Below are 20,809 nucleotides of genomic sequence, written 5' to 3'. Positions count from 1 at the left end.
CTCAGGCAAATGCCGGAGCGGCGCGCCGCGCAACCACGCGCGGTGCGGATTCAATCAGTCCCAATGTGCAAATTCCTGCCAGCACCGCGCAGACCAGCATCAGCCACAGCGGCGCAGCCAGTCCGTAGATGTCGGCCAGCGCGCCCGCCATGAATGGCGCGAGCACGCCACCCAGCACTTCGCCCGTCCCCATGACCACGCCGGTCAGCGTCGCGGTCAGGCGCGGATCGACGGACTCTGCCGGGATCGTCGCCATGAACATCGGGAACAGGCCGTTCAGCCCCCACCCGAAGAAGAAAATCGCCGCCAGCGTCAGCGTCGAACCCTGATAGTACAGCCCCGCCAAAGGCAGGATCACGCCAAGAAACGAAAAGAAGATCATCACTGGGCGTCGTCCGATGGCGTCCGAAATCGCCGGAACCACAAAGCTCCCCAGCCCCGCCGAAATCCCCAGCGTCGCCATCAACCAGCCCATCGTTTCAGGGTCAAACCCGCGCGCCTTGGTGAGGAACAGCGGCATAAACGCCCAGCAAACCACAAGGTAGGAGACGAGCAAGATCGAGATCATCGCGCACAGGATCACGTTGCGATGCCGAAACGCCTCACGGAGCGTAACTGTCGGCGCGGCGTCGTCATGCACTTCAGCAGGCGGTTCGCGCAGGGTGAACCAGATCAACGCAGCCGTTATCAGGCCGGGCAGCGCCGCAAGGTAGAACCCCGTGCGCCAACCGACCGCCACCGCCACCGGCACCAGCAGCAGCGGTGCAAGGCCCGATCCCAGCAGGTTCGATCCCAGATTCTGCGCCACCCCCATCGCCAGCCCGCGCCGCTCAGGCGCCACTTCGGCCACGATCATCGAATGGCTGACCGGCATCACCCCGCCCTCTGCCGCACCCATCAACAGGCGCGCGCCCAACAGCATCAGGAACGAGGACGCCGCACCGGATATGAACGAGCAAAGGCAGAACGCCACGGTGGCCACCACGATCACCGGCTTGCGCGATCCCAGCTTGTCTGAAATCCGCCCCACTGCCAGCCCGGAAAGTGCCCACGTGAGCGAAAGCGCGGAGCTGAACATGCCCACCTGCGTGTTGCTCAGTTGCAGATCCGGCTGAACGAACGGCATCAGGAAGTTGAGCGCGTTGCGGTCAAAAAACAGGATGCCGAAATTCAGGCTCAGCAGCGCAGTTACCCATATCTGGTACCCCCCGCCGCGCGCCTTTTCGGCCTTGTTTTCCGCCTTGCCCAACATCGCTTTCTCCCAAAATCCTCTTCGCCGGTTCATTGCCGACATTGCCTTCGTTCTAGGTCGCCTTTGCTCTCCTCTCTTGCATTGGCGCGCACCCAAACCGGGACCAGCGCGCAATGGATCAGATAAACGGCCGCACCGGGTCCGAACCGTCCCAGTCCAACGAAGCGCGCCACATCGCCGTAAAATGCGCATCCATCCCCGGCGTGGCGGGTATCAGCTCCAGAAAGCCGGGAGCCGCAGCATCGCCACCCTCAAGATAGGCCACGCTCCCCCCGGTCGGCACCGCCGCCTTGAACGCCAGCGAATAGCCCCGCGCCAGATAGTCCGGCAGGGCTGCATCCACGTCTTCGCAAGCAATTCCAAAGTGGTGGAACCCGTATCCGCGCTGCTCGATGGTTTCGCGATAGACTGAAGCATTGCCGTCCAGCGGCTGGATCAGTTCGATCTGCATATGCCCGACAAAGCCCATCGCAATGGTCACATCGGCGGTTGAAGTCTCCCCACGATAGAACTGGTCCGGCCCCAGAAAGTGGTCGAGCAGAAAGAACGGACCCGCCGCACAATCGCGCTGAAAATGTGCGATTGAAGCGCGCACGTCCTCCACCACGAAAGCCGTCTGCATCACGCCCCCAAAGGGCTGGCCAAAGCCAAGCAATTGCCCCATTCCCATCCTCTCCTCGCGCCCCGCCTCTATCGTGCGGCGACGCCAAACCGACCTGCCTAAAGCGTGATCGCAACTTTCCCGAAAAGCCCCGCGGACGATTGATAGGCAAAGGCGTCCTTCAACCCCTCCATCGCAAAGCTGCGGTCCACCACCGGTTTGATCCCGTGCGCATCGATGAAGGCGTTGAGCCTTTGGGCCATGCCCTTTGACCCCACGAATATCCCCCGGATCGACGCACCTTTGAACATCAGTCCATGCGGGCTGGTATCGCCCTCGCGCGTCAACACGCCGATCAGCGCAATCTCACCGGCAAAGCCTACGGCAGCGATGGACTGCTTGAGCGTCCCCGCCCCACCAACTTCCACAACCTTATCCACACCCCCACCGGCAATCCGCGCAGCCTCCGCACCCCATTCGGGCGTCGTGCGATAATTGATCACATGATCCGCCCCCAGCGCCTTCACGCGCTCCAGCTTCTCATCAGACGAAGACGTCGCAATCACCGTCGCGCCCGCCGCCTTGGCAATCTGCAAGGCCAGCAACGAAACGCCCCCGGTGCCCAGCACCAGTACGGTATCACCCGCCTTCACTGGCCGAGGCCCCTCCATCAGCGCGTTCCACGCCGTCACCCCGGCGCAAGGCAGACACGCGGCCTCCACAAAGTCCAGCGTCTCAGCCAGCTTCACGACGCCGCGCTCCGGCAGCACGACCACGTCCTGCAGCATCCCCGGCGCAGGCGGCGCACCCAACGCCACGCCCATCGCGGGATTGGGCGGCCCGTCCATCCAGTCCTGAAAGAAGGTGCCTGCCACCCGGTCACCCACGGCAACCGAAGTAACGCCCTCGCCCACCGCCACAACCTCACCGGCTCCGTCAGACAGCGGCACAGTATCCTGCTGCACCACGCCGCCCATGTAAAAACCAAGCGGAATGATCTGGTCCCGGAAGTTCAGCGAACAGGCCCGCACCCGCACCGCCACTTCGCCCAGGCCAACTTGTGGCTCGGCGGCCTCAACCAGCTTCAGATCGTCAAGCGAAGTAGACCCTGCGGAAATCAGCCACTGGCGCATTATCATTCTCTCCCTGTTTCGGGAGCATCACCGATTCAGCGCCAAGAGATAATCAGCGGGACAAACAGTTTTCACCAGATGAAACTTAATTGGGCTTCTGTTCCAATGCAGATCCAATAGCCCGCGCGGTCGCTTTCAATGCTTCCAGATGCCGCTGGACAACCGTTTCATCCGCTCCACGCCGCCCCGGCCATGTCACATTGATCGTGGCAATAGGTGATCCGCTTACCATGATCGGCACCGCCATTGACCGACGACCATCGCGCAGGATCATCTGCTTTGACCGGTCCGGCCATGGCAGCAGCGGATCACGCGTGGCGTAACCGCGCTGCCGAACTGTCTGCAGCATCTGCCGCAGTTCAGCCTCGCTCCCCTCCTGCGGGTTCGCCGGGCGCAAACGATCGATGATCGAATCGCGTTCCGCATCGCCGCAGGCCGCAAGATAGGCACGCCCCGTTGCCGTATGGATATAGGACAGCTTGACGCCTACCGGCCCCAGAATCGCGGAATCCAGCCTGAACAGCGGACTGTTCGTCTCGAGAATCTCCATATGATCGAGTCGCGGCGCAGCCAGCACCGAAGGCCATGCCACCCGCGTGGACAGCGCCTTCATATGCGGTGAGGCGATCTCGGCATATGGGCCGTAGACGTAACCAACGCCCGCTCCACCCGGTCCACATGCGGCAAATAGGCCCCATCGGCCAGCCTCTGCCACACCAGCCCCTTCTGCCCCAGCGTCACCAGCATCCGCAGCAATGTCGCCTTGGGCAGCCCGGTTGCCTGATGCAACTCGTGCAGGCTGGCTGCCTTTCTAGTCTGCACTTCGATCAGCACATCCAGCCCGCGCTCCAGCGCGCGGACGGTTTTCACCCGCCGTTCCAGCATCCGATTATCCCCCTGGCAAAATCTGTGTTTCACCTTGTGGAACGCAAAATCCCGAAACCCCCGTGCATTGTCAACTACTCTGTCGCACCAATGGCGGGACGGAGAGGATAACCACAAAATGACGAACCCAAGCGTCCTGTTCATCTGCACGCAGGATACCAAGGAAGAAGAAGCCCACTTCACCCGCGCCGTGCTCGAAGCGGCAGGAGTGGATGTCGTCCACCTCGATCCCAGCGTGCGCCGCACTATCGGCGGCGCAGAGATCGCGCCCGAAACGGTTGCGCAAGCTGCTGGCATGACCATCGAACAGGTCCGCGCGCTCGGCCACGAAGGCAAATGCCAGGACGCGATGATCCGTGGCGCCATCGCCGCCGCCCACGCCTGGGACGCCAAGGCCCCAGTCTCCGGCATCCTCGCGGTCGGCGGTTCGATGGGCTCTGCGCTCGCCGGTGCCTTGATGCAAAGCTTCCCTTATGGCCTGCCCAAGCTGATCGTCTCGACAATGGCCTCCGGCTTCACCAAGCCTTACATGGGCGTGAAAGACATCGCGATGATGAACGCGGTGACCGACATTTCGGGCATCAACACCATCAGCCGCGACGTTTTCCGCAACGCTGCCAATGCCGTTGCGGGCATGGCCAAGGGCTATGAACGAGACAAAGGCCCCGCCAAACCGCTGGTCCTGATCACCACGCTCGGCACCACCGAGGCCAGCGTGAAGCGCATCCGCCAGTCGCTGGAATCCGATGGCTGCGAAGTCATGGTGTTCCACTCCTCGGGCGCAGGCGGCCCCACGCTCGATGCACTGGCTCAGGACAAGGATGTGGCGCTGGTGCTCGACCTGTCGCAGACTGAAATCCTCGATCACCTGTTCGGCGGGCTTGCCGATTCCGGCCCCGATCGCGGCAAGGCTGGCCTTGCCAAAGGCATCCCCACGATCATCGCACCCGGCAATGCCGATTTCATCATCGGAGGACCGCTGGCCATTTCCGAAGTCCAGTTCCCCGGTCGCCGCTATCACGAGCACAACCCGCAGCTCACCGCTGTGCGCACAAAAGTCGAAGACCTGAAGCGCCTCGCAGATCACCTCGCCTCCAACGTGCGCGAGGCGAAAGGCCCGGTCCGCGTGTTCACCCCACTCGGCGGGTTTTCCAGCCATGACAGTGCGCAAGGGCACCTGCAGGACCTATCGGTCCCCGGCCCCTTCGCCGAATATCTGGCTTCGGTCATGCCGGACAATGTTCCCGTCACCACCATCGACGCCCACTTCAACGACGAGGCCTTTTCCGACGCGGTGACTGCCGCGGCACGGGAAATGCTGGCCGCAAAGAACTGATCCCCCATGACCGATGATCTGCCTCTTACTCACGAAGATATCGCTGAAATCGCAGCAATCCTCGACAAATCAGGCTACAGCGAGCTTGATCTGTCTACCCGCCGCTTCCGCCTGCGCGTGGCCAAAGGTGTTGGCGCAGACAGCGGCTTGACGCAGGAATGGCAATGGGCAGGCGCATCGGGTGACGTGGCCGCAGCAGCCACTGTCGCCGAGGCCGATCCTTCGGCGATCTGCTCACCGCTGCCCGGCACGTTCTACCACGCGCCCCAGCCCGGCGCTCCGCCATTTGTCCAGCCCGGTGATGAAGTCGGCCCGGAAACCGTGATCGGCATTGTCGAGACGATGAAGCTGATGAATCCGGTCCACGCCGGGCGCAGCGGCACGATTGCCGAAGTGCTCGTTACCGATGGCACACTCGTTGCCAAAGGTGATGCGCTCATCAAGCTGACGCCGGAAGGCAGCTAACCTCATGATCCGCAAACTGTTCATCGCCAATCGCGGGGAAATTGCGCTCCGCGTGATCCGCACCGCGCGCGCCATGGGGATCGAAACCGTCCTCGGTGCCTCGGCTGCAGATGCCACATCGCTGCCCGCACAGCTTGCCGATCAGGTAGAAATCGTCGGCCCCGGCCCGTCCTCACAAAGCTATCTCTCGGTTGAAAGCGTGGTCGCCGCCGCCGTCCGTTCGGGCTGCGACGCCGTCCACCCTGGTTACGGATTCCTGTCCGAAAACGCCACTTTCGCCCGCGCCATGCAGGCAAAAGGCATCCGCTTCGTCGGCCCTGACATCGCCACACTCGAAGGCATGGGCGACAAACTCGCTGCTCGTGCCCTTGCAGTCGAAGCAGGCCTGCCCGTCCTCCCCGGCGGAGAAGCCGCCACCCGCGCCGATGTCCACACTCGCGCGGCACAAACCGGCTACCCCTTGCTGCTCAAGGCCGTCTCCGGCGGGGGCGGCAAAGGGATGCGCCGCGTGGACCGCGCCGAAGACCTCGATACCGCGCTCGACATGGCGCAGGCCGAAGCACAAGCCGCATTCGGCAACGCGGCGGTCTATGTCGAACGCTTCGTGGCGCTCGGCCGCCATGTCGAAGTGCAGTTGCTCGGCGATGGCGCCAACGCCATCCACCTCGGCACGCGCGATTGCTCGATTCAGCGCCGCTTCCAGAAACTGGTTGAGGAAGCGCCTGCCCCCGCAATGCCTTTGGCCGCACGCGAAGGCATCGAACAAGCCGCTGTCCGCCTCGCCCGCCATCTGGGCTATCGAGGCGCAGGAACGGCGGAATTCCTCGTCGATGCCACCGATTTCTCGTTCTATTTCCTAGAACTGAACGCCCGCATTCAGGTGGAGCACCCGGTCACCGAAGCAATCACCGGCGTCGATCTGGTTGAACAACAACTGCTCGTCGCGATAGGCAAGGACCTGACGCTAACCCAGGCCATGATCCGCCCCACGGGCCACGCCATCGAAGTGCGCATCAACGCCGAAGACCCGGACGCCGATTTCCGCCCCTCCCCCGGCCGCGCTTCCCGCGCCGCATGGCCCGCAGGCACCGGCGTGCGCGTCGATACCCACATCGGCATCGGAGGAGAGGTCCCGCCCTTCTACGATTCGCTGATGGGCAAGCTTATCGTCCACGCTCCCACGCGCGAACAGGCGGTCGAACAGTTGGGCAAAGCGCTGGAAGCGCTGCACATCGAAGGCCTGCCCACCACCGCACCGCTCCATCGCCGCATCGTCGCAGACCCGCGCTTCATCGCTGGCGGCGTCGATACTGGCTTCCTTGCAGGACTTGCCCAATGACGCAGATCCGTCTCGTCGATGTCACCATGCGCGATGGCAACCAGAGCCTGTGGGGCGCCACCGGCCTCAACACCGCGCACATGCTGCAAGCCGCCGCACTGACCGAAGCCTGCGGTTTCCGCGCGATAGACTTCACCTCGTCCAGCCACATGGCCGTCGCCGTCCGCTATTTCCGCAACAATCCGTGGGAGCGTCTGCGCCGCATGGCCGCCGCCATGCCCACCACGCCGCTGCAGTTCATAACCACCGGCCTGCGCTTCATCGCATGGCAACAGGCCGACCCTGAATTCATGCGCCTCGTCTATCGCGCGCTGCAGGTGAACGGCGTGGGCCGCTTCGTCCTGCTCGACCCGATGCACGAAGTACCCGCCGTGATCGAGGCGGCAAAGCTGGTGAAGGAAGAAGGCAGTGCCGAAGTCATGGCGGCGCTCACCTTCACCCTCTCGGAAATCCACACCGACGAATTCTACGCCGATTTCGCCCGCGCCGTGGGGCAGAGCCCGCATATCGACCTGTTCTACATCAAGGACCCGGCAGGCCTGCTTTCCGTAGATCGCGCCCGCACGCTGGTGCCTGCGGTAAAGGCTGCCATCGGCAACCGTCCGCTCGAAATCCACGCCCACACCACCGTCGGCCTCGGCATGATGACCAGTCTGGAAGCCGCAAAGCTGGGCATTTCGGCTATCCACGTCGGCGTTGGCCCCGGCGGCGACGGCTCATCCTTGCCCGAAGCCAACCGTATGGTCGCCAACCTTGAAGAAGCAGGCTTCGAAGTCGGCATAGACAAACCCGCGCTGAAACGCCTCACCACCTACTGGCAACAGGTCGCGCTGGCGGAAGGCCTGCCCCCCGGCACCCCGCAGAATTTTGACGCCAGCTTCCTGCGCCACCAGATCGCAGGTGGCGTCATGACGACCATCGCGCGCCAGTTGGAAGAACTCGGCCTGTCAGACCGGATGGACGCGGTGATCGCCGAAACCGGGCAGGTCCGCGCCGACCTCGGCTTCCCCATCATGGTCACGCCGTTCCCGCAGATGGTCATGACGCAGGCGCTGTTCAACGTGATCGGGGACCGCCGCTATGCGCAAGTTTCGGATCAGGTGATCCGCTATTGCATGGGCAAGTTCGGCAAGCCCACATCGCCGGTCGATCCAACAGTGCTGGCCACGATCATGGACCGCCCGCGTTCGCGCGAGCTGGAAAATGAGCCGATGTTTCCGGCACTTGGCGATCTGCGCCGCCAGTTCGGCACCAACCTGCCCGACGAGGAATTCCTGCTGCGCGCGGTGATGCCGGGCGAACAGGTCGATGCCATGCTCGTCGCCGGACGTTCGCGCGCCACCTACTCGCCCCACGCCGCACCGATCCTGTCGTTGCTGCGCCAACTGGCGGCACGGCCCCATGCGCGCGATCTGGTGATCGAGCGCGACGGCTTCCGTCTTGCCCTCCATGCCGGAGCATCGCTTTGAAACTGAACGCAGAATTGACCGCCCGCCTGCGCGGCGCGGCAGGCTTCATCTTCGATATGGACGGCACCATCGCGCTGGGCGATTCCAAAAGCGGCGGCCACCGCGCCCTGCCTCACGCCATCGCCGTGCTGGAAGCTCTGAAAGCCAGCGGAACGCCCTATGTCGTCTTTACCAATGGCACGGCCAAGCCCCCCGCCGTCTATGCCAACTCATTGCGCAACGCCGGTTTTCCGGTGGAAGACGGGCAGATGCTCACGCCCTCGACATCCGCTGCGGTCTGGCTCGATAGCGTGGGCGCACGCAAGGTGCGGGTGCTCGGCAACGCAGGCTGCGCTGCGCCCTTGATCGATGCCGGGCTGGATGTGGTCAGCCCATCGGAAGAGGCGGACGGGGTGGACGCCGTCTACACCGGCTGGTTCCGCGAGTTTGATTTCAATGCGTTAGAGGCCGGATGCCACTCGTTGTGGAACGGCGCGCGACTTGTCACGGCCAGCCACGTTCCGTTTTTCGCCACCGAAAATGGCCGCGCCATCGGGGCGAGCTTTCCGATCAACGCCATGCTCACGGCGATGACGCGCAAGCGCCCGCGAATTCTGGGCAAGCCGTCCAAAGTCGCGTTCGACACCGCGATGAAAGTGCTCGGCCTGCCCCGCTCCGCCGCGAAGGACATGGTGGTTGTTGGAGACGATCCGGCGTTGGAAATGCGCATGGCAAATGCGGTTGGCGCGATGTCGGTCGGCCTTGCGACGGGCATCATGGGCAGCGATGTTGCCTTGCCCGAAAAAGACCGCCCCACGGTGCTGCTGAACGACCTCGAACCGCTGTTAGGTGCACTCTAGGTGCGCTTTGGTGCATTTAGGTGCATTCATGCGTCGTTTGGAAATTTAGCGGAAACCGACCGTAATTATATGACGTTGCTGAATATTATACCGGATTAGGCGCACGCCCCGCACGCCACAGGTACAGCCCCGCACACACGATCACAGCAGCCCCGATCACGGCAACAAGGTCGGGCCGCTCATCAAACAGCACCCAGCCAAAGCATCCGGCCAGCAGCAACTGCACATACGTCATCGGCGCAATCGCCGCCGCCCCGGTCCGCGTGGTCGCCAGATAAAGCAGCATGTGCGCAAGGCTTGCGCTGACCGCGATCCCGGCGCTCTTGAGCAGGACCGGGAGCGGCAGAGGGGGCACGGCGAACATTGCCAAACCGCTGAAATGTCCGGCAATTGCAGCGATGACCAGCAAGACAGCGCCAATCGCGGCCACGTTGAACTGCATCGACAGGATGCTCCCCAGACCCACCACCTTGCGGTTGGCGATCATCAGCAGCGCCATCCCGGTCGCCGCGAACACCGGCAGCAGCGCGGCAGGGCCAAGCACGGCAAAGTTGGGGCGCAGGATCAGCAGCACACCGATGAACGCCACGACGCTGGCGATCAACGTCTCGCGCCGCAGCGCCTCACCCAGCATGATTGCAGCAAGCAGCGCGGTAATCATCGGACTTGTAAAGGAAATTGCGGTCGCCTCACTCAACGGCATGAGATGGAATGCGGTAAAACTTGCGACGGCAGCAAGCGCCACGCCACTCCCGCGCAACATCTGCCAGCGTAGGCGCGGGAAGCGAAAGCCGGCCCACCCTTCGCGCAGATACAGTATCACGCCGAGGCCAACTGCGCCGACGACATAGCGCAGCGCGGCAATCGCGGTGCCGGGCCACTGGCCCGCCATGCTTTTCACCGCGATATCGCCAAGCGATAGCAGCGCGAAGCCGCCCAATGCGAAAATCAGGCCTGATCTGTGATTGTCCTGCAAGAAGCCCCCTGAACAAAACGCAACCCCGCCTAGCCGCCAAAGCGCCCCGCTGCCAGCGCTTTGGCGCCTTTACCGGGGGTTAACCATGAGGCGCTAGGCCTACGGATGACAGACGGAACGGGGGTGTTCCGGCGGCGCGTACTGCGGGACGTAAAACGGGGCTACATGACCAAGCTGATCATCCAGATTCCCTGCCTGAACGAGGCAGACAGCCTGCCCGATACGCTGGTCGCCCTGCCTCGCGTGATCCCCGGTATCGACAAGATCGAAATTCTGATCATCGACGATGGCAGCATCGATGGCACAGCCGAAGTCGCCCGCCGTTTTGGCGCGCACCACCTGGTGCGCCACCGCCGGAACCGCGGCCTCGCCGCCGCATTCCAGAGCGGGCTTGATGCCGCGCTGGCGGCTGGTGCTGACATCATCGTCAACACCGACGCCGATGGGCAGTATGCCGGTGAGGACATTGCCAAGCTGGTCGCGCCGATCGTGGCGAACGAAGCGGATCTGGTGATCGGTGATCGCGGCGTTGGCCGCAACGAACATTTCGGCCCATTCAAGCAGTGTTTACAGCGACTTGGCAGTGCGGTGGTGCGCAACCTTTCAGGCACCGAAGTGACGGACGCGGTCAGCGGTTTCCGCGCCATCAGCCGTGCCGCTGCACAGCGCATCACGATCACCACCGAATTCAGCTATACCACCGACATGCTGATCCAGGCCGGGCGCAAGCGGTTCAAGATCATCAGCGTACCGATCCGCACCAATGCGACCGAACGGCCGAGCCGCCTGTTCAAATCGATCCCGCAGTTCATCGCACGCCAGCTGATGACGATGGGCCGTGCCTATGCGACCTACAACCCGCTGCGCACCTTCGCGCTGATCGGCGGAGCGCTGGCTACGATCGGCCTGCTGCCGGTGCTGCGCTTTCTGGTGCTGTGGGCGATGGGCGATGGCGATGGCCATCTGCAATCACTGGTCCTGGGTGGCGCGCTATTGGTGTTGGGCGTGATGACCGGTCTGATGGGTGTACTCGCTGAACTGGTAGGTGCAAACCGCAAGCTGCTGGAGGCATCTCTTGGTCACATCCGCCGATTGGAGCAGGACGTTGCCGCGCTGCGGAACGGACCCCAGATCACCCCAAAATCTGGTAACCCCGAGGCATGTGAAGCAGCATGACCAGTTTAGCAAAGCAACATAAACCTCACCTGCAGGTGACGAAGATTGGAATCGGAACGCGTGGCTATTTGCTTGCTGCGCTTTCGGTCGTTATTCTTCTTCAAATTGAGCTAATCTTTTCTAAAAGCATAAATTGGGATGAGTTTTATCATTTTTCCGAAATTACCGAGTTTAATGCCGGTCGCCCAACTGAAATGTTTCAAACGCCTTATGTGAAACTGTTTTGGTGGATACCATTTACTCCGGGCGACAACATTTTTCATATCCAATTAGCACGGCTAATAACGCTAACGTTCGAACTAGCTACCGTTGGCATAATCATCGCTATGACACGGCGATTTGTTGATCAGAATGCTGCCCTAATCTCGGGCCTTGCCTTTGCAAGCGGTGGATTTGTGTTTCTGCACGCTTTCGCGTTGCGGTCAGACATGATTGCAAGCGCAGCCCTCATGATGTCGTTATACATTTTAATGACAGGTCCATTCAAAGCACGCACACTTCTGATCGCAGTTGTATTAGGGGGTATCGGCTTCATATGTACCATTAAAAGTGTGTTTTATGGCCCTGCTTTCTTTGGGATAGCTTATTACCGCCTTGAAGACAGGCTTCACCGCATCACACTCGTTACTATAACGGTGTGCGTGGTAATTTTCGGTAGCGCGCTAATTCTTTTTGGGCCGTATTTGCCCTCCAGCGGCGTTCTTGGGCTGTTGCAGAATGCCAGCTTGCTTGGGCGTACATCAATCGAATGGATGTTTACCCAAGGCTTCTTTCCCCAACAGGGATGGGCGCTTCGACAGGCTTTGATCGCCCCCATTCTCACTATTGCCGTGCTAATGGTTCCGATTTCGGTGTTGAGAGCGAAAGCATTTGATGGGTTGGCGGTCATGCGCCTTGGGCTATTTGCCCCGTTATTGACCGTGCCATTTTACTACAATGCCTACCCCTACCACTACGCTTTTATTCTTCCCCCCGTTGTCGTAGCAGCGGCTCCAGAATTTGCAGCGATGCTGCGAAGATATGGCTTTGGCATCATCAGCGGTGGGATGGTGGCAAGCGCGATATTCCTTTCGCTCACGCAAGACCGTGCAGTCATCGAGCGGCAGCGAACCATCCAAACCGGACTTCGTGAGATGTTTCCAGACGGAGCGGTGTACATCGACAATTGCGGCTTGGCTGGAGATTTCCCACGGGCTGTGAACAAGTTCGCAACGGCTTGGGCTTTGCGCGACTACAGGCGTAAAGGCTCACCCTCCTATTCAGAAGCAATGCGCCGGGAAACCGTTCCATTGCTCCTGATTGACGCACCAACGCTTCTTGACGCTGTGAAAAATAATGGAATTTCTGACGGACTTCTTCCTGCAGACACAGCAGTGATCCAGGAAAATTTCATACCTCATTGGGGTTTTGCATATGTTGCGGGGAAAGTTATTCCAGCCGGATCAGCGAATCTGAAACTCGATTTTGCGGTTCCGGGTCTTTACACCATAGAAGGCGGCGACATCACAATTGATCGCGTCGGACACGCGGCAGGCGATGTCGTTTCACTTGCGCGAGGTCCTCACATTGTCACAAGCGCAGCCGAAGTGACTTTGCGTTGGGGTGATCACTTGCGCCGGCCGACACAGCCTTGGCCGCGCGAGCAGTACTTCACAATATATTGACGCTTCCTCTGGGGCGTCGATGACGCCCCAGAGTGGCGAACAGGCTGAAGACAAAATCGCCCACTATCGAGGATATCCGTAAGGCCAGCACACCGGCCAAAACTGGAGCAGTGGAAAAGGCACTGCTGGCGAGTGCGACCATCACCGCCTCCCTTACGCCGAGACCACCCGGAGCAATCGGCACCAGAAAGCCCGCGAGCCAGGCCAGCAGGAACAATCCAGCGAACAGTCCAAGCGGTGCGCTTGCAGGCAGCAAGGCGGCGCCAATCACGGCGGCAGCGGCGGCGAAGCATAGGAATCCGCAAAGCTGCAATGCCCCGGCGCGCATAAGCGGCGTGGCTGGGGATCGCGCAAGCCTTACGACCGCCGGGACTGCCAGAATGCCTAGAAGCGGCCAGCGCGCGAAAGCCAGTGCAAGGCCCATCGCGCCGAGGCTTGACGGCAGGTGCAGTGCGATTTCAACAAGGCTGCTTTTTGCCAGAGTGCGATGATCCAGCCCGGCGGCGGCGCCTTCGATCTGGCGGCTGGCGTATTGAAAGACCGATCCGGGCAGATACTTGGCAAGCACGCCGCGACCGTAGATCGCGCGCATGTTGGCCGGGGCTACAGTGTCAGAAGGATCTGCCAGCGCGTGCCAGGCCGAGGAGAGCGCGCGATTGGACAGCGCGAAGAACACCGGCGCGGCGACCATCGCACCCGCCAAGGGCCAAGAGGCCTGTTCGAGCAGCACACCGGGGCCAAGCTGCGCGACGCGGTGCCCCATGAAACCAAGGCATGTGCCAACAAGGGCGAACCCGGCAATGCGGCGGCCCAGACGGCGCTTGCGATTATCCCCGGACAGTACTGTAATGGCCGGGGTTTGCGCTTCAGGCATGAAGGATGCTGCTGAAATCCGGGTAGGGAACGCAGTAAGAGCGGCCAAAGTGCCGTGTTTCTTTCAACCCGCAATTGCGGATCGCCTTGCGATAGCGCGAACGGCCCGTATCATCGAACAGGATGACGCCATCAGGCTTCAGGAATGGCATGGCGCGGGCGAGGCAGGCGTTGCGATCACGGCCATCGACGACGATGAGATCGAACTGCCCCCCTGCTTCGGCGATGGCGTCAACATAGGCCGGGGTCGTCAGATCACGATGCCACAGCCGCACGTTGCCGCGATCGGAGATGAGTTCACCAAGCCGGGTATGCCAGCCTGCGTGATGTTCCACACTGATGACTTCGCGCGCGCGGCGCGACAGCCAGGCCGTGCTCGCGCCCGAACCGTATTCGAAAACGCGGGCAGCGGGTCGGGCGGCAAGAAAGGCGTCAATCTCACGCGTGGCGACAACATTCCACCACGGGCAATCGAGCGGGATCATGCGTTCCGGTTGATGGATTGCGAGCAGCGAAGCGGCCCAGCGTTGCAGTCCCCATGGGGAGGATGTGCGCGCCTGCTGCCAGAAACCATCAAGCACCGAGAGTCCGGCGATGGCTTGTGCTGATGCGGAATAGGCATTTTTGGCAACCTGCATGACACCCTCGTCAACTCTGCTGCGATAGACTTACCGCTGGGGCTGTTAAGATTGGACTAACGATGTTTTGCGAGGAAGTTTGCCGGTAAATTAACATTTTTCGCTAACCTTGTCGGATGATGAAGACATTAGCGAAATGTCAAAGTTTGCCGAATAATCACCATAAGCGACGCCATGCACCAAGGCTTTTCGGGCTTTGTGCGCAGAGGATCACGCAGGGGTTATGACATGAGCGCTTTCGGGCGGAAGACCGGACTTTCAGGCACATCGACGGGGGCCAGACCCTCGTTCGGCGTGGCAAGACCGATGAAGGCCGGGGAACAGGCTGCGACGCCTTCTGCTGCGGCAGTGCCTATGCCGATGGGCGGCGACCAGTTCCCGCCCCTGCCCGCAATGGACAATGACGACGCGCCAGCCAATGGCGCGGCGCTGAAGGCTGATGCTCTGACGCGTCTGGCCGATCGTGCCAATGGCGTGAACGAAGGCAACTATCAGGCCGAGGGCTTTGAGGCTTCGGTCCACAAGATCAAGGAGCAGGTGCTGCCCCGCCTGCTGGAGCGTGTCGATCCCGAAGCGGCGGCGACGCTGACCAAGGACGAGCTTTCCGAAGAATTCCGCCCGATCATCCTGGAAGTGCTGGCCGAACTGAAGGTCACGCTCAACCGGCGTGAACAGTTCGCGCTGGAAAAGGTGCTGATTGACGAGTTGCTGGGCTTCGGGCCGCTGGAAGAGCTGCTGAACGATCCTGACATCTCGGACATCATGGTCAACGGGCCGGAGCAGACCTACATCGAAAAGAAGGGCAAGCTCGTGCTCGCCCCGATCCGCTTCCGCGATGAAAGCCACCTGTTCCAAATCGCCCAGCGCATCGTGAACCAGGTGGGCCGCCGTGTTGACCAGACCACGCCGCTGGCAGACGCTCGCCTCAAGGACGGCAGCCGCGTCAACGTGATCGTGCCGCCGCTTTCGCTGCGCGGCACCGCGATCTCCATTCGTAAGTTTTCCGAAAAGCCGATCACGATCGACATGCTGCGCGATTTCGGGTCGATGAGCGACAAGATGGCGACCGCGCTGAAGATTGCCGGGGCCTGCCGCATGAACATCGTCATCTCGGGCGGTACGGGTTCGGGCAAGACGACCATGCTCAACGCGCTGTCGAAGATGATCGATCCGGGCGAGCGTGTGCTCACCATCGAAGACGCCGCCGAACTTCGGCTGCAACAGCCGCACTGGCTGCCGCTGGAAACGCGTCCGCCGAACCTTGAAGGCCAGGGTGCCATCACCATCGGCGATCTGGTGAAGAACGCGTTGCGTATGCGTCCTGACCGCATCATCCTTGGCGAAATCCGTGGCGCTGAGTGCTTCGATCTGCTCGCTGCGATGAACACCGGCCACGATGGTTCGATGTGTACCCTTCACGCCAACTCGGCGCGCGAATGCCTTGGCCGTATGGAAAACATGATCCTGATGGGCGACATCAAGATCCCGAAGGAAGCGATCAGCCGCCAGATTGCGGAATCGGTCGATCTGATCGTGCAGGTCAAGCGTCTGCGCGATGGCTCACGCCGCACCACCGGCATCACCGAAGTGATCGGGATGGAAGGCGATGTGATCGTGACGCAGGATCTGTTCAAGTTCGAGTATCTTGACGAGACCGAGGACGGCAAGATCATCGGTGAGTTCCGCCCCTCGGGCCTGCGCCCCTACACGCTGGAAAAGGCGCGGCAGTTCGGATTCGATCAGGCTTATCTTGAAGCTTGCTTGTGATAACTGCCGTTTAAACTGCGAACCATTCCCGCGCTGAGAGGCCGAGGAACACGATAGCTGTGAGGAACGTGGTCAGGTAGATCACGGTCCAGGGCATAAAGCCGACTGCATCGAGATTGGTGCGGCGCAGGCGGCGGCGTTCGGCCCAGACCGACACCAGTGCGACGACAAGCGCTACTGCTCCTGCGCTGAGGTGAAATTGCCAGAGGTGCGGGAACCAATCTTCCATTGCTCGCCAGATGGGCAATGAAGGGGTTGATCACAAGGGGCTATGGCCTAAGGCCCTCATATGAATGCGCATGATCGTCCGATGCTCGCACTTGCGTTGCGCCTGTTGGCTACGGTGCTATTCTCGGTCATGCTGCTGCTGGTCAAATTGACCGGCGATCTCGGCATCGCGCTTCCTGAAACGCTGTTCTGGCGACAGGCCTTGCCTGCACTGGTCATTTTTGGATGGCTGGCGGCGCGTGGTGAGGTTGGCCGGTTGAAGACCCAACGGCCATGGGTCCATGCCCGGCGCGCGCTGATTGGTGGAACGGGCATGTTCCTGACGCTGGGCGTGGTGCGCATTCTGCCGCTGGCTGAAGCGACCGTGCTTGGCTTTACCACGCCGATGTTCGCGGTGATTCTTTCGGCGATATTGTTAAAGGAAAAGGTCGGGCCTTGGCGCTGGACGGCTGTGATTGTCGGGCTGTTGGGAGTGCTTATCATTGCCGGGCCGGATACCAGCAACTTGCCGTTGTTTGGCGTTATTGTCGGGATCGGTGCGGCATTCATGGTGGCACTGGTGACGGTGCAGGTGCGCGATCTGGGGCGGACCGAAGAACCGCTGACGGTGGTGTTCTATTTCTCGGCTATCAGCGCACCATTTCTGGGACTGTTCCTGTTCAGCACGGGGATGAACCATGACCTGACGGGATGGCTGATGCTGGGCGGAATCGGCGTGACCGGTCTGTTTGCGCAGATCACAATGACGGCTTCGCTGCGTTATGGCTCGGTGGCCAGCGTGATCGTGGTGGATTATGTGCAGCTTGCGTGGGCCACATTCTGGGGCTGGCTGGTGTTCAGCCATCTGCCGCCTGCCAGCACATGGATCGGCGCACCGGTGATCATCGGGGCAAGCCTGTTGATCGTATGGCGAGAACACGTGTTGGGCAAGCGACGCCTTGCGGAAGCGGCGGCGCTGGAACCGGCCTGACCTTCGGGCGTTCTACCTACCAGATCGGGCACGAGGCGGACATTCTCCGCCCGCCCACGATGGAAAGGTGCAAGCCATGATCCGCAAGTTTGTTTTTGCCACAATGATGGGCGGCCTGTTGATGGGCGTAAGCGCCTGCAACACCGTGCGCGGTGCGGGTGCAGACCTCGAATCGGCTGCAGATACGACGCAGGGCGCGATGAACGACTGATCGTTTCGCCGACGTTAGATGGGCCGCTCCGTTTTGCCGGAGCGGCCCTTTTCGTGTCAGTCTTCTTTCCACACCAGCTTCGGCTTGCGTGCGGCCAGCGTTTCATCAAGACGGCGACGCGGAGCCAGGTGCGGGGCTGATTTCAGCATTGCATCCCCCGCCCTTGCCCGCTCGGCAAGCGAGCGCATCGCACCGACGAACTGGTCGATTCCGGCCTTGCTCTCGGTCTCGGTCGGCTCCACCAGCATCGCGCCGTGGACGACGAGCGGAAAATAGACCGTCATCGGGTGATAACCCTCGTCGATCAGGCCCTTGGCAAGATCGTTGGTCGAGAAGCCTTCGGCAAAGCCATCGTCCGAGAACAGCGCTTCGTGCATACATGGGCCAGATGCGCCGAACGGGGCATCGAGCACATCATCGAGGCTGCGCAGGATGTAGTTGGCGTTGAGCACGGCATCGCCCGAAACCTGCCGCAAGCCATCCGCGCCATGGCTGAGGATATAGGCGAGCGCGCGGGTGTACATGCCCATCTGGCCGTGGAATGCACACATGCGACCGAAGGTCTGCGGGTGCTCTTCGTGCGCCTGCTCTTCCTCGATCAGTAGCACCGAACCATCGGCCTGCCGCGCGGTGAAGGGCAGCGGGCCGAAGGGGCTGAGCGCTTCGGACAGAACGACCGGGCCGGAGCCGGGACCGCCGCCGCCGTGCGGGGTGGAGAAGGTCTTGTGCAGGTTGATGTGCATGGCATCGACGCCAAGATCGCCCGGACGCACGCGGCCGACGATGGCGTTGAAGTTTGCGCCATCACAATAGACGTATCCGCCCGCCGCGTGGACGGCATCGGCGATAGTCTTGAGATCACGTTCGAACAGGCCGCAGGTGTTGGGGTTGGTGATCATAACACCTGCAACATCGGGGCCGAGGCGCGCAATCAACGCGTCGGAATCGACGCGCCCTTCGGGGGTGGCGGGGATGTTTTCCACCTTGAAGCCTGCGAAGGCGGCAGTGGCGGGATTGGTGCCATGCGCGCTTTCGGGAACAAGGATAACATCGCGCGGATCGCCCTTGGCCTCAAGCGCGGCGCGGATGCAGAGCAAGCCGCACAGTTCGCCGTGGGCACCGGCTTTGGGTGTCATGGCGACGCCGTGCATCCCGGTGAGTTCAATCAGCCAGAACGCCAGTTCATTGATGACCGAGAGCGCGCCCTGCACCGTGTGAACCGGCTGGAGCGGGTGGACATCGGCAAAGCCGGGCATCCGCGCGACTTTTTCATCAAGGCGCGGGTTGTGCTTCATGGTGCAGGAGCCGAGCGGGAACAGGCCAAGGTCGATGGCATAGTTCTGGCGCGACAGGCGGGTGTAGTGACGCACAGTTTCCGGTTCGGACAAGCCGGGCAGGTTCGGGCGTTCGGTGCGGGCCATCGGGCCGAGTGCGGACAGATCAATGCTGTCCGTTTCGGGGAAGTCGACGCCCGAACGGTCGGGCAGGCCGAGTTCGAACAGCAGCGCTTCTTCCAGTTGCAGCCCGCGGTTGCCGGTGAAGGTCTGGACCGGTGCGCCGGGGACATTTTCGCCCATCGAAGGGCGCCAACCGGTGGGATTGATCGCGTTCATGCCAGCACCTCCTTGAGCGCAGCGGCCAGCGCTGCGATGTCTTCGTCCGTCGTGCATTCAGTGGCGGCGACGACCATGCCGTTCGCAAGGGCCGCTTCCTGCGGGTAAAGGCGGCCAAGCGAGACACCGCCGAGGACTTGCCGGTCAGCCAGTTCGCGCACGACCTGTCGCGCATCCTTGGGCAGGGTGATAGCGAATTCGTTGAAGTAGTGCGCATTTACCACGGTGACGCCGGGAACGTCTGCAAGTGCGGCAGCAGTCTTGCGGGCGGCGGCGTGGCTGAGTTTTGCCATGTCGGACAGGCCCGAACCGCCGAGCAGCGTCATGTGGATCGAGAAGGCCAGCGCGCACAGGCCGGAGTTGGTGCAGATATTGCTCGTCGCCTTTTCGCGCCGGATGTGCTGTTCGCGCGTGGACAGCGTGAGCACGAAGCCGCGCTTGCCATCGGCGTCCACGGTTTCACCGCAGAGGCGACCGGGAATCTGGCGAAGGTACTTTTCGCGGCAGCCGAAAAGGCCGAGGTAGGGTCCGCCGAACTGCAGGCCGACGCCGATGGACTGGCCCTCACCCACCACAATGTCAGCGCCAAGGCTGCCGGGGCTTTGCAGGACGCCGAGTGCGACGGGTTCAGTAACGACAGCGATCAGCAGCGCGCCATTGGCCTGTGCTGCTTCGGCAATTGCGGCGAGATTGGGAATGCGGCCCAGAATGTCCGGGTATTGGACAACGACGCATGAGGTTTCACTGTCGATGCGGGCAATCAGCGCGGCATCGTCGGGTGCAGGCGTGAGTTCGGGGGCAGTCGTATCGAGAACGTCGCCGGTGAACTTGGCCATCGTGCGCGCGGTTTCGACGTAGTGCGAGTGTACGCCGCCCGAGAGCACGGCCTTTCCGCGCTTGGTGATGCGGCCCGCCATCGCGATGGCTTCCCAGCACGCGGTCGAGCCATCGTAGAGCGAGGCGTTGGCCACATCAGTGCCGAACAGACGCGCGACCTGCGTCTGGAATTCGAACAGGACCTGCAGCGTGCCCTGTGCGATTTCAGGCTGGTAGGGCGTGTAGGCGGTGAGGAATTCGCCGCGCTGGATCATGTGATCGACCGTGGCGGGGACATGGTGACGATAAGCACCTGCGCCGAGGAAGAACGGCACCGATCCGGCAGTGACGTTATTGGCGGAAAGCCGCGCCATGTGGCGTTCGACCGCCATTTCGCTGGCGTGATTGGGCAGGCCAGCGATGGGGGCTGAAAGGCGAGCCTCGGCGGGAACGTCGGCAAACAGCTCGTCAATCGAGCCTGCGCCGATGACCGAGAGCATGGCGCTCCGGTCAGCGTCGGTCAGGGGAAGATAGCGCATGGAATCAAAGCTCCGCGAT

General features: G+C 61.8%; 21 protein-coding genes. 10 read left to right on the top strand and 11 right to left on the bottom strand.

All coding sequences use genetic code 11. The features are described from left to right. Position 1: 1 nt before the first annotated feature. The 5 genes from B7X90_RS06485 to B7X90_RS06465 form a co-directional block, all read right to left on the bottom strand. A complete protein-coding gene (locus B7X90_RS06485; protein WP_292622809.1) occupies positions 2 to 1,252 on the bottom strand; it encodes an MFS transporter in 1,251 nt (416 codons plus the stop codon). Between the two features lie 118 nt (positions 1,253 to 1,370). After that, a complete protein-coding gene (locus B7X90_RS06480; protein WP_292622807.1) occupies positions 1,371 to 1,916 on the bottom strand; it encodes a VOC family protein in 546 nt (181 codons plus the stop codon). A gap of 56 nt (positions 1,917 to 1,972) precedes the next feature. After that, entirely contained in the window at positions 1,973 to 2,986 is a 1,014-nt protein-coding gene (locus B7X90_RS06475) for an NAD(P)-dependent alcohol dehydrogenase (RefSeq protein ID WP_292622806.1), read from the bottom strand. An 85-nt stretch (positions 2,987 to 3,071) separates the two neighbouring features. Beyond that, positions 3,072 to 3,599, bottom strand: coding sequence for an IclR family transcriptional regulator C-terminal domain-containing protein (locus B7X90_RS06470; protein ID WP_292622805.1), 528 nt, complete (start codon positions 3,597 to 3,599; stop codon positions 3,072 to 3,074). Then, positions 3,596 to 3,871: a helix-turn-helix domain-containing protein gene (locus B7X90_RS06465; protein WP_292622804.1), complete on the bottom strand. Its 276-nt coding sequence runs from the start codon at positions 3,869 to 3,871 to the stop codon at positions 3,596 to 3,598. The genes B7X90_RS06470 and B7X90_RS06465 overlap by 4 nt, the downstream gene beginning before the upstream one ends. A 118-nt stretch (positions 3,872 to 3,989) precedes the next feature. Between B7X90_RS06465 and B7X90_RS06460 the strand changes: the two genes are divergently transcribed. Genes B7X90_RS06460 through B7X90_RS06440 form a run of 5 tightly spaced genes read left to right on the top strand, consistent with a single transcriptional unit; the run spans position 3,990 to position 9,319 of the window. Continuing rightward, positions 3,990 to 5,207, top strand: a complete 1,218-nt coding sequence (locus tag B7X90_RS06460) for a Tm-1-like ATP-binding domain-containing protein (protein ID WP_292622803.1) — start codon at positions 3,990 to 3,992, stop codon at positions 5,205 to 5,207. Positions 5,208 to 5,213: 6 nt separating this feature from the next. Beyond that, on the top strand, positions 5,214 to 5,672 hold the full coding sequence (locus tag B7X90_RS06455; RefSeq protein ID WP_292622802.1) for an acetyl-CoA carboxylase biotin carboxyl carrier protein subunit: 459 nt from the start codon (positions 5,214 to 5,216) through the stop codon (positions 5,670 to 5,672). A gap of 4 nt (positions 5,673 to 5,676) precedes the next feature. Then, on the top strand, positions 5,677 to 7,011 hold the full coding sequence (locus B7X90_RS06450) for a biotin carboxylase N-terminal domain-containing protein (protein WP_292622801.1): 1,335 nt from the start codon (positions 5,677 to 5,679) through the stop codon (positions 7,009 to 7,011). After that, the gene (locus B7X90_RS06445) at positions 7,008 to 8,480 is read left to right on the top strand and encodes a biotin carboxyl carrier protein (protein WP_292622800.1); all 1,473 of its coding nucleotides are present in this window, start codon (positions 7,008 to 7,010) and stop codon (positions 8,478 to 8,480) included. Before B7X90_RS06450 ends, B7X90_RS06445 begins: the two co-directional genes overlap by 4 nt. Continuing rightward, positions 8,477 to 9,319: an HAD hydrolase-like protein gene (locus tag B7X90_RS06440; RefSeq protein WP_292622799.1), complete on the top strand. Its 843-nt coding sequence runs from the start codon at positions 8,477 to 8,479 to the stop codon at positions 9,317 to 9,319. The genes B7X90_RS06445 and B7X90_RS06440 overlap by 4 nt, the downstream gene beginning before the upstream one ends. Before the next feature lie 85 nt (positions 9,320 to 9,404). Here the strand turns inward: B7X90_RS06440 and B7X90_RS06435 are convergent, their stop codons facing one another. Beyond that, a complete protein-coding gene (locus tag B7X90_RS06435; RefSeq protein ID WP_292622798.1) occupies positions 9,405 to 10,295 on the bottom strand; it encodes a DMT family transporter in 891 nt (296 codons plus the stop codon). 105 nt (positions 10,296 to 10,400) lie between these two features. Between B7X90_RS06435 and B7X90_RS06430 the strand changes: the two genes are divergently transcribed. Then, positions 10,401 to 11,471 carry a glycosyltransferase family 2 protein gene (locus B7X90_RS06430; protein WP_292622797.1) on the top strand — a complete coding sequence of 357 codons (1,071 nt, stop codon included), beginning with the start codon at positions 10,401 to 10,403 and terminating at the stop codon, positions 11,469 to 11,471. Then, on the top strand, positions 11,468 to 13,135 hold the full coding sequence (locus B7X90_RS06425; RefSeq protein ID WP_292622796.1) for a hypothetical protein: 1,668 nt from the start codon (positions 11,468 to 11,470) through the stop codon (positions 13,133 to 13,135). Before B7X90_RS06430 ends, B7X90_RS06425 begins: the two co-directional genes overlap by 4 nt. Here the strand turns inward: B7X90_RS06425 and B7X90_RS06420 are convergent. Next, positions 13,122 to 14,009 carry a hypothetical protein gene (locus tag B7X90_RS06420; protein WP_292622795.1) on the bottom strand — a complete coding sequence of 296 codons (888 nt, stop codon included), beginning with the start codon at positions 14,007 to 14,009 and terminating at the stop codon, positions 13,122 to 13,124. The genes B7X90_RS06425 and B7X90_RS06420 overlap by 14 nt on opposite strands. Beyond that, complete coding sequence (locus B7X90_RS06415; RefSeq protein WP_292622793.1) at positions 14,002 to 14,646, bottom strand: class I SAM-dependent methyltransferase; 645 nt, start codon at positions 14,644 to 14,646, stop codon at positions 14,002 to 14,004. The genes B7X90_RS06420 and B7X90_RS06415 overlap by 8 nt, the downstream gene beginning before the upstream one ends. A gap of 228 nt (positions 14,647 to 14,874) precedes the next feature. Here B7X90_RS06415 and B7X90_RS06410 point away from each other — a divergent pair, with 228 nt between their 5' ends. Further along, entirely contained in the window at positions 14,875 to 16,413 is a 1,539-nt protein-coding gene (locus tag B7X90_RS06410) for a CpaF family protein (protein ID WP_292622790.1), read from the top strand. A gap of 10 nt (positions 16,414 to 16,423) precedes the next feature. On the opposite strand, the gene B7X90_RS06405 is transcribed toward B7X90_RS06410, so the two are convergent. Further along, positions 16,424 to 16,642: a hypothetical protein gene (locus tag B7X90_RS06405; protein ID WP_292622787.1), complete on the bottom strand. Its 219-nt coding sequence runs from the start codon at positions 16,640 to 16,642 to the stop codon at positions 16,424 to 16,426. Between the two features lie 81 nt (positions 16,643 to 16,723). Between B7X90_RS06405 and B7X90_RS06400 the strand changes: the two genes are divergently transcribed. Further along, positions 16,724 to 17,611: a DMT family transporter gene (locus tag B7X90_RS06400; protein ID WP_292622784.1), complete on the top strand. Its 888-nt coding sequence runs from the start codon at positions 16,724 to 16,726 to the stop codon at positions 17,609 to 17,611. Between the two features lie 76 nt (positions 17,612 to 17,687). Continuing rightward, complete coding sequence (locus B7X90_RS06395; protein WP_292622782.1) at positions 17,688 to 17,822, top strand: hypothetical protein; 135 nt, start codon at positions 17,688 to 17,690, stop codon at positions 17,820 to 17,822. A 56-nt stretch (positions 17,823 to 17,878) separates the two neighbouring features. Here B7X90_RS06395 and gcvPB read toward each other — a convergent pair whose 3' ends face one another. Beyond that, a complete protein-coding gene (gene gcvPB / locus B7X90_RS06390; protein WP_292622780.1) occupies positions 17,879 to 19,435 on the bottom strand; it encodes an aminomethyl-transferring glycine dehydrogenase subunit GcvPB in 1,557 nt (518 codons plus the stop codon). Beyond that, positions 19,432 to 20,790 carry an aminomethyl-transferring glycine dehydrogenase subunit GcvPA gene (gene gcvPA / locus B7X90_RS06385; protein WP_292622828.1) on the bottom strand — a complete coding sequence of 453 codons (1,359 nt, stop codon included), beginning with the start codon at positions 20,788 to 20,790 and terminating at the stop codon, positions 19,432 to 19,434. The genes gcvPB and gcvPA overlap by 4 nt, the downstream gene beginning before the upstream one ends. Positions 20,791 to 20,809 lie beyond the last annotated feature (19 nt).

This window comes from Novosphingobium sp. 17-62-19, from assembly GCF_002256775.1.
Classification (GTDB): Bacteria; Pseudomonadota; Alphaproteobacteria; order Sphingomonadales; family Sphingomonadaceae; genus Novosphingobium.
Note: the sequence above shows the minus strand (reverse complement) of the source record. Positions and strands in the feature narration are given on the sequence as shown.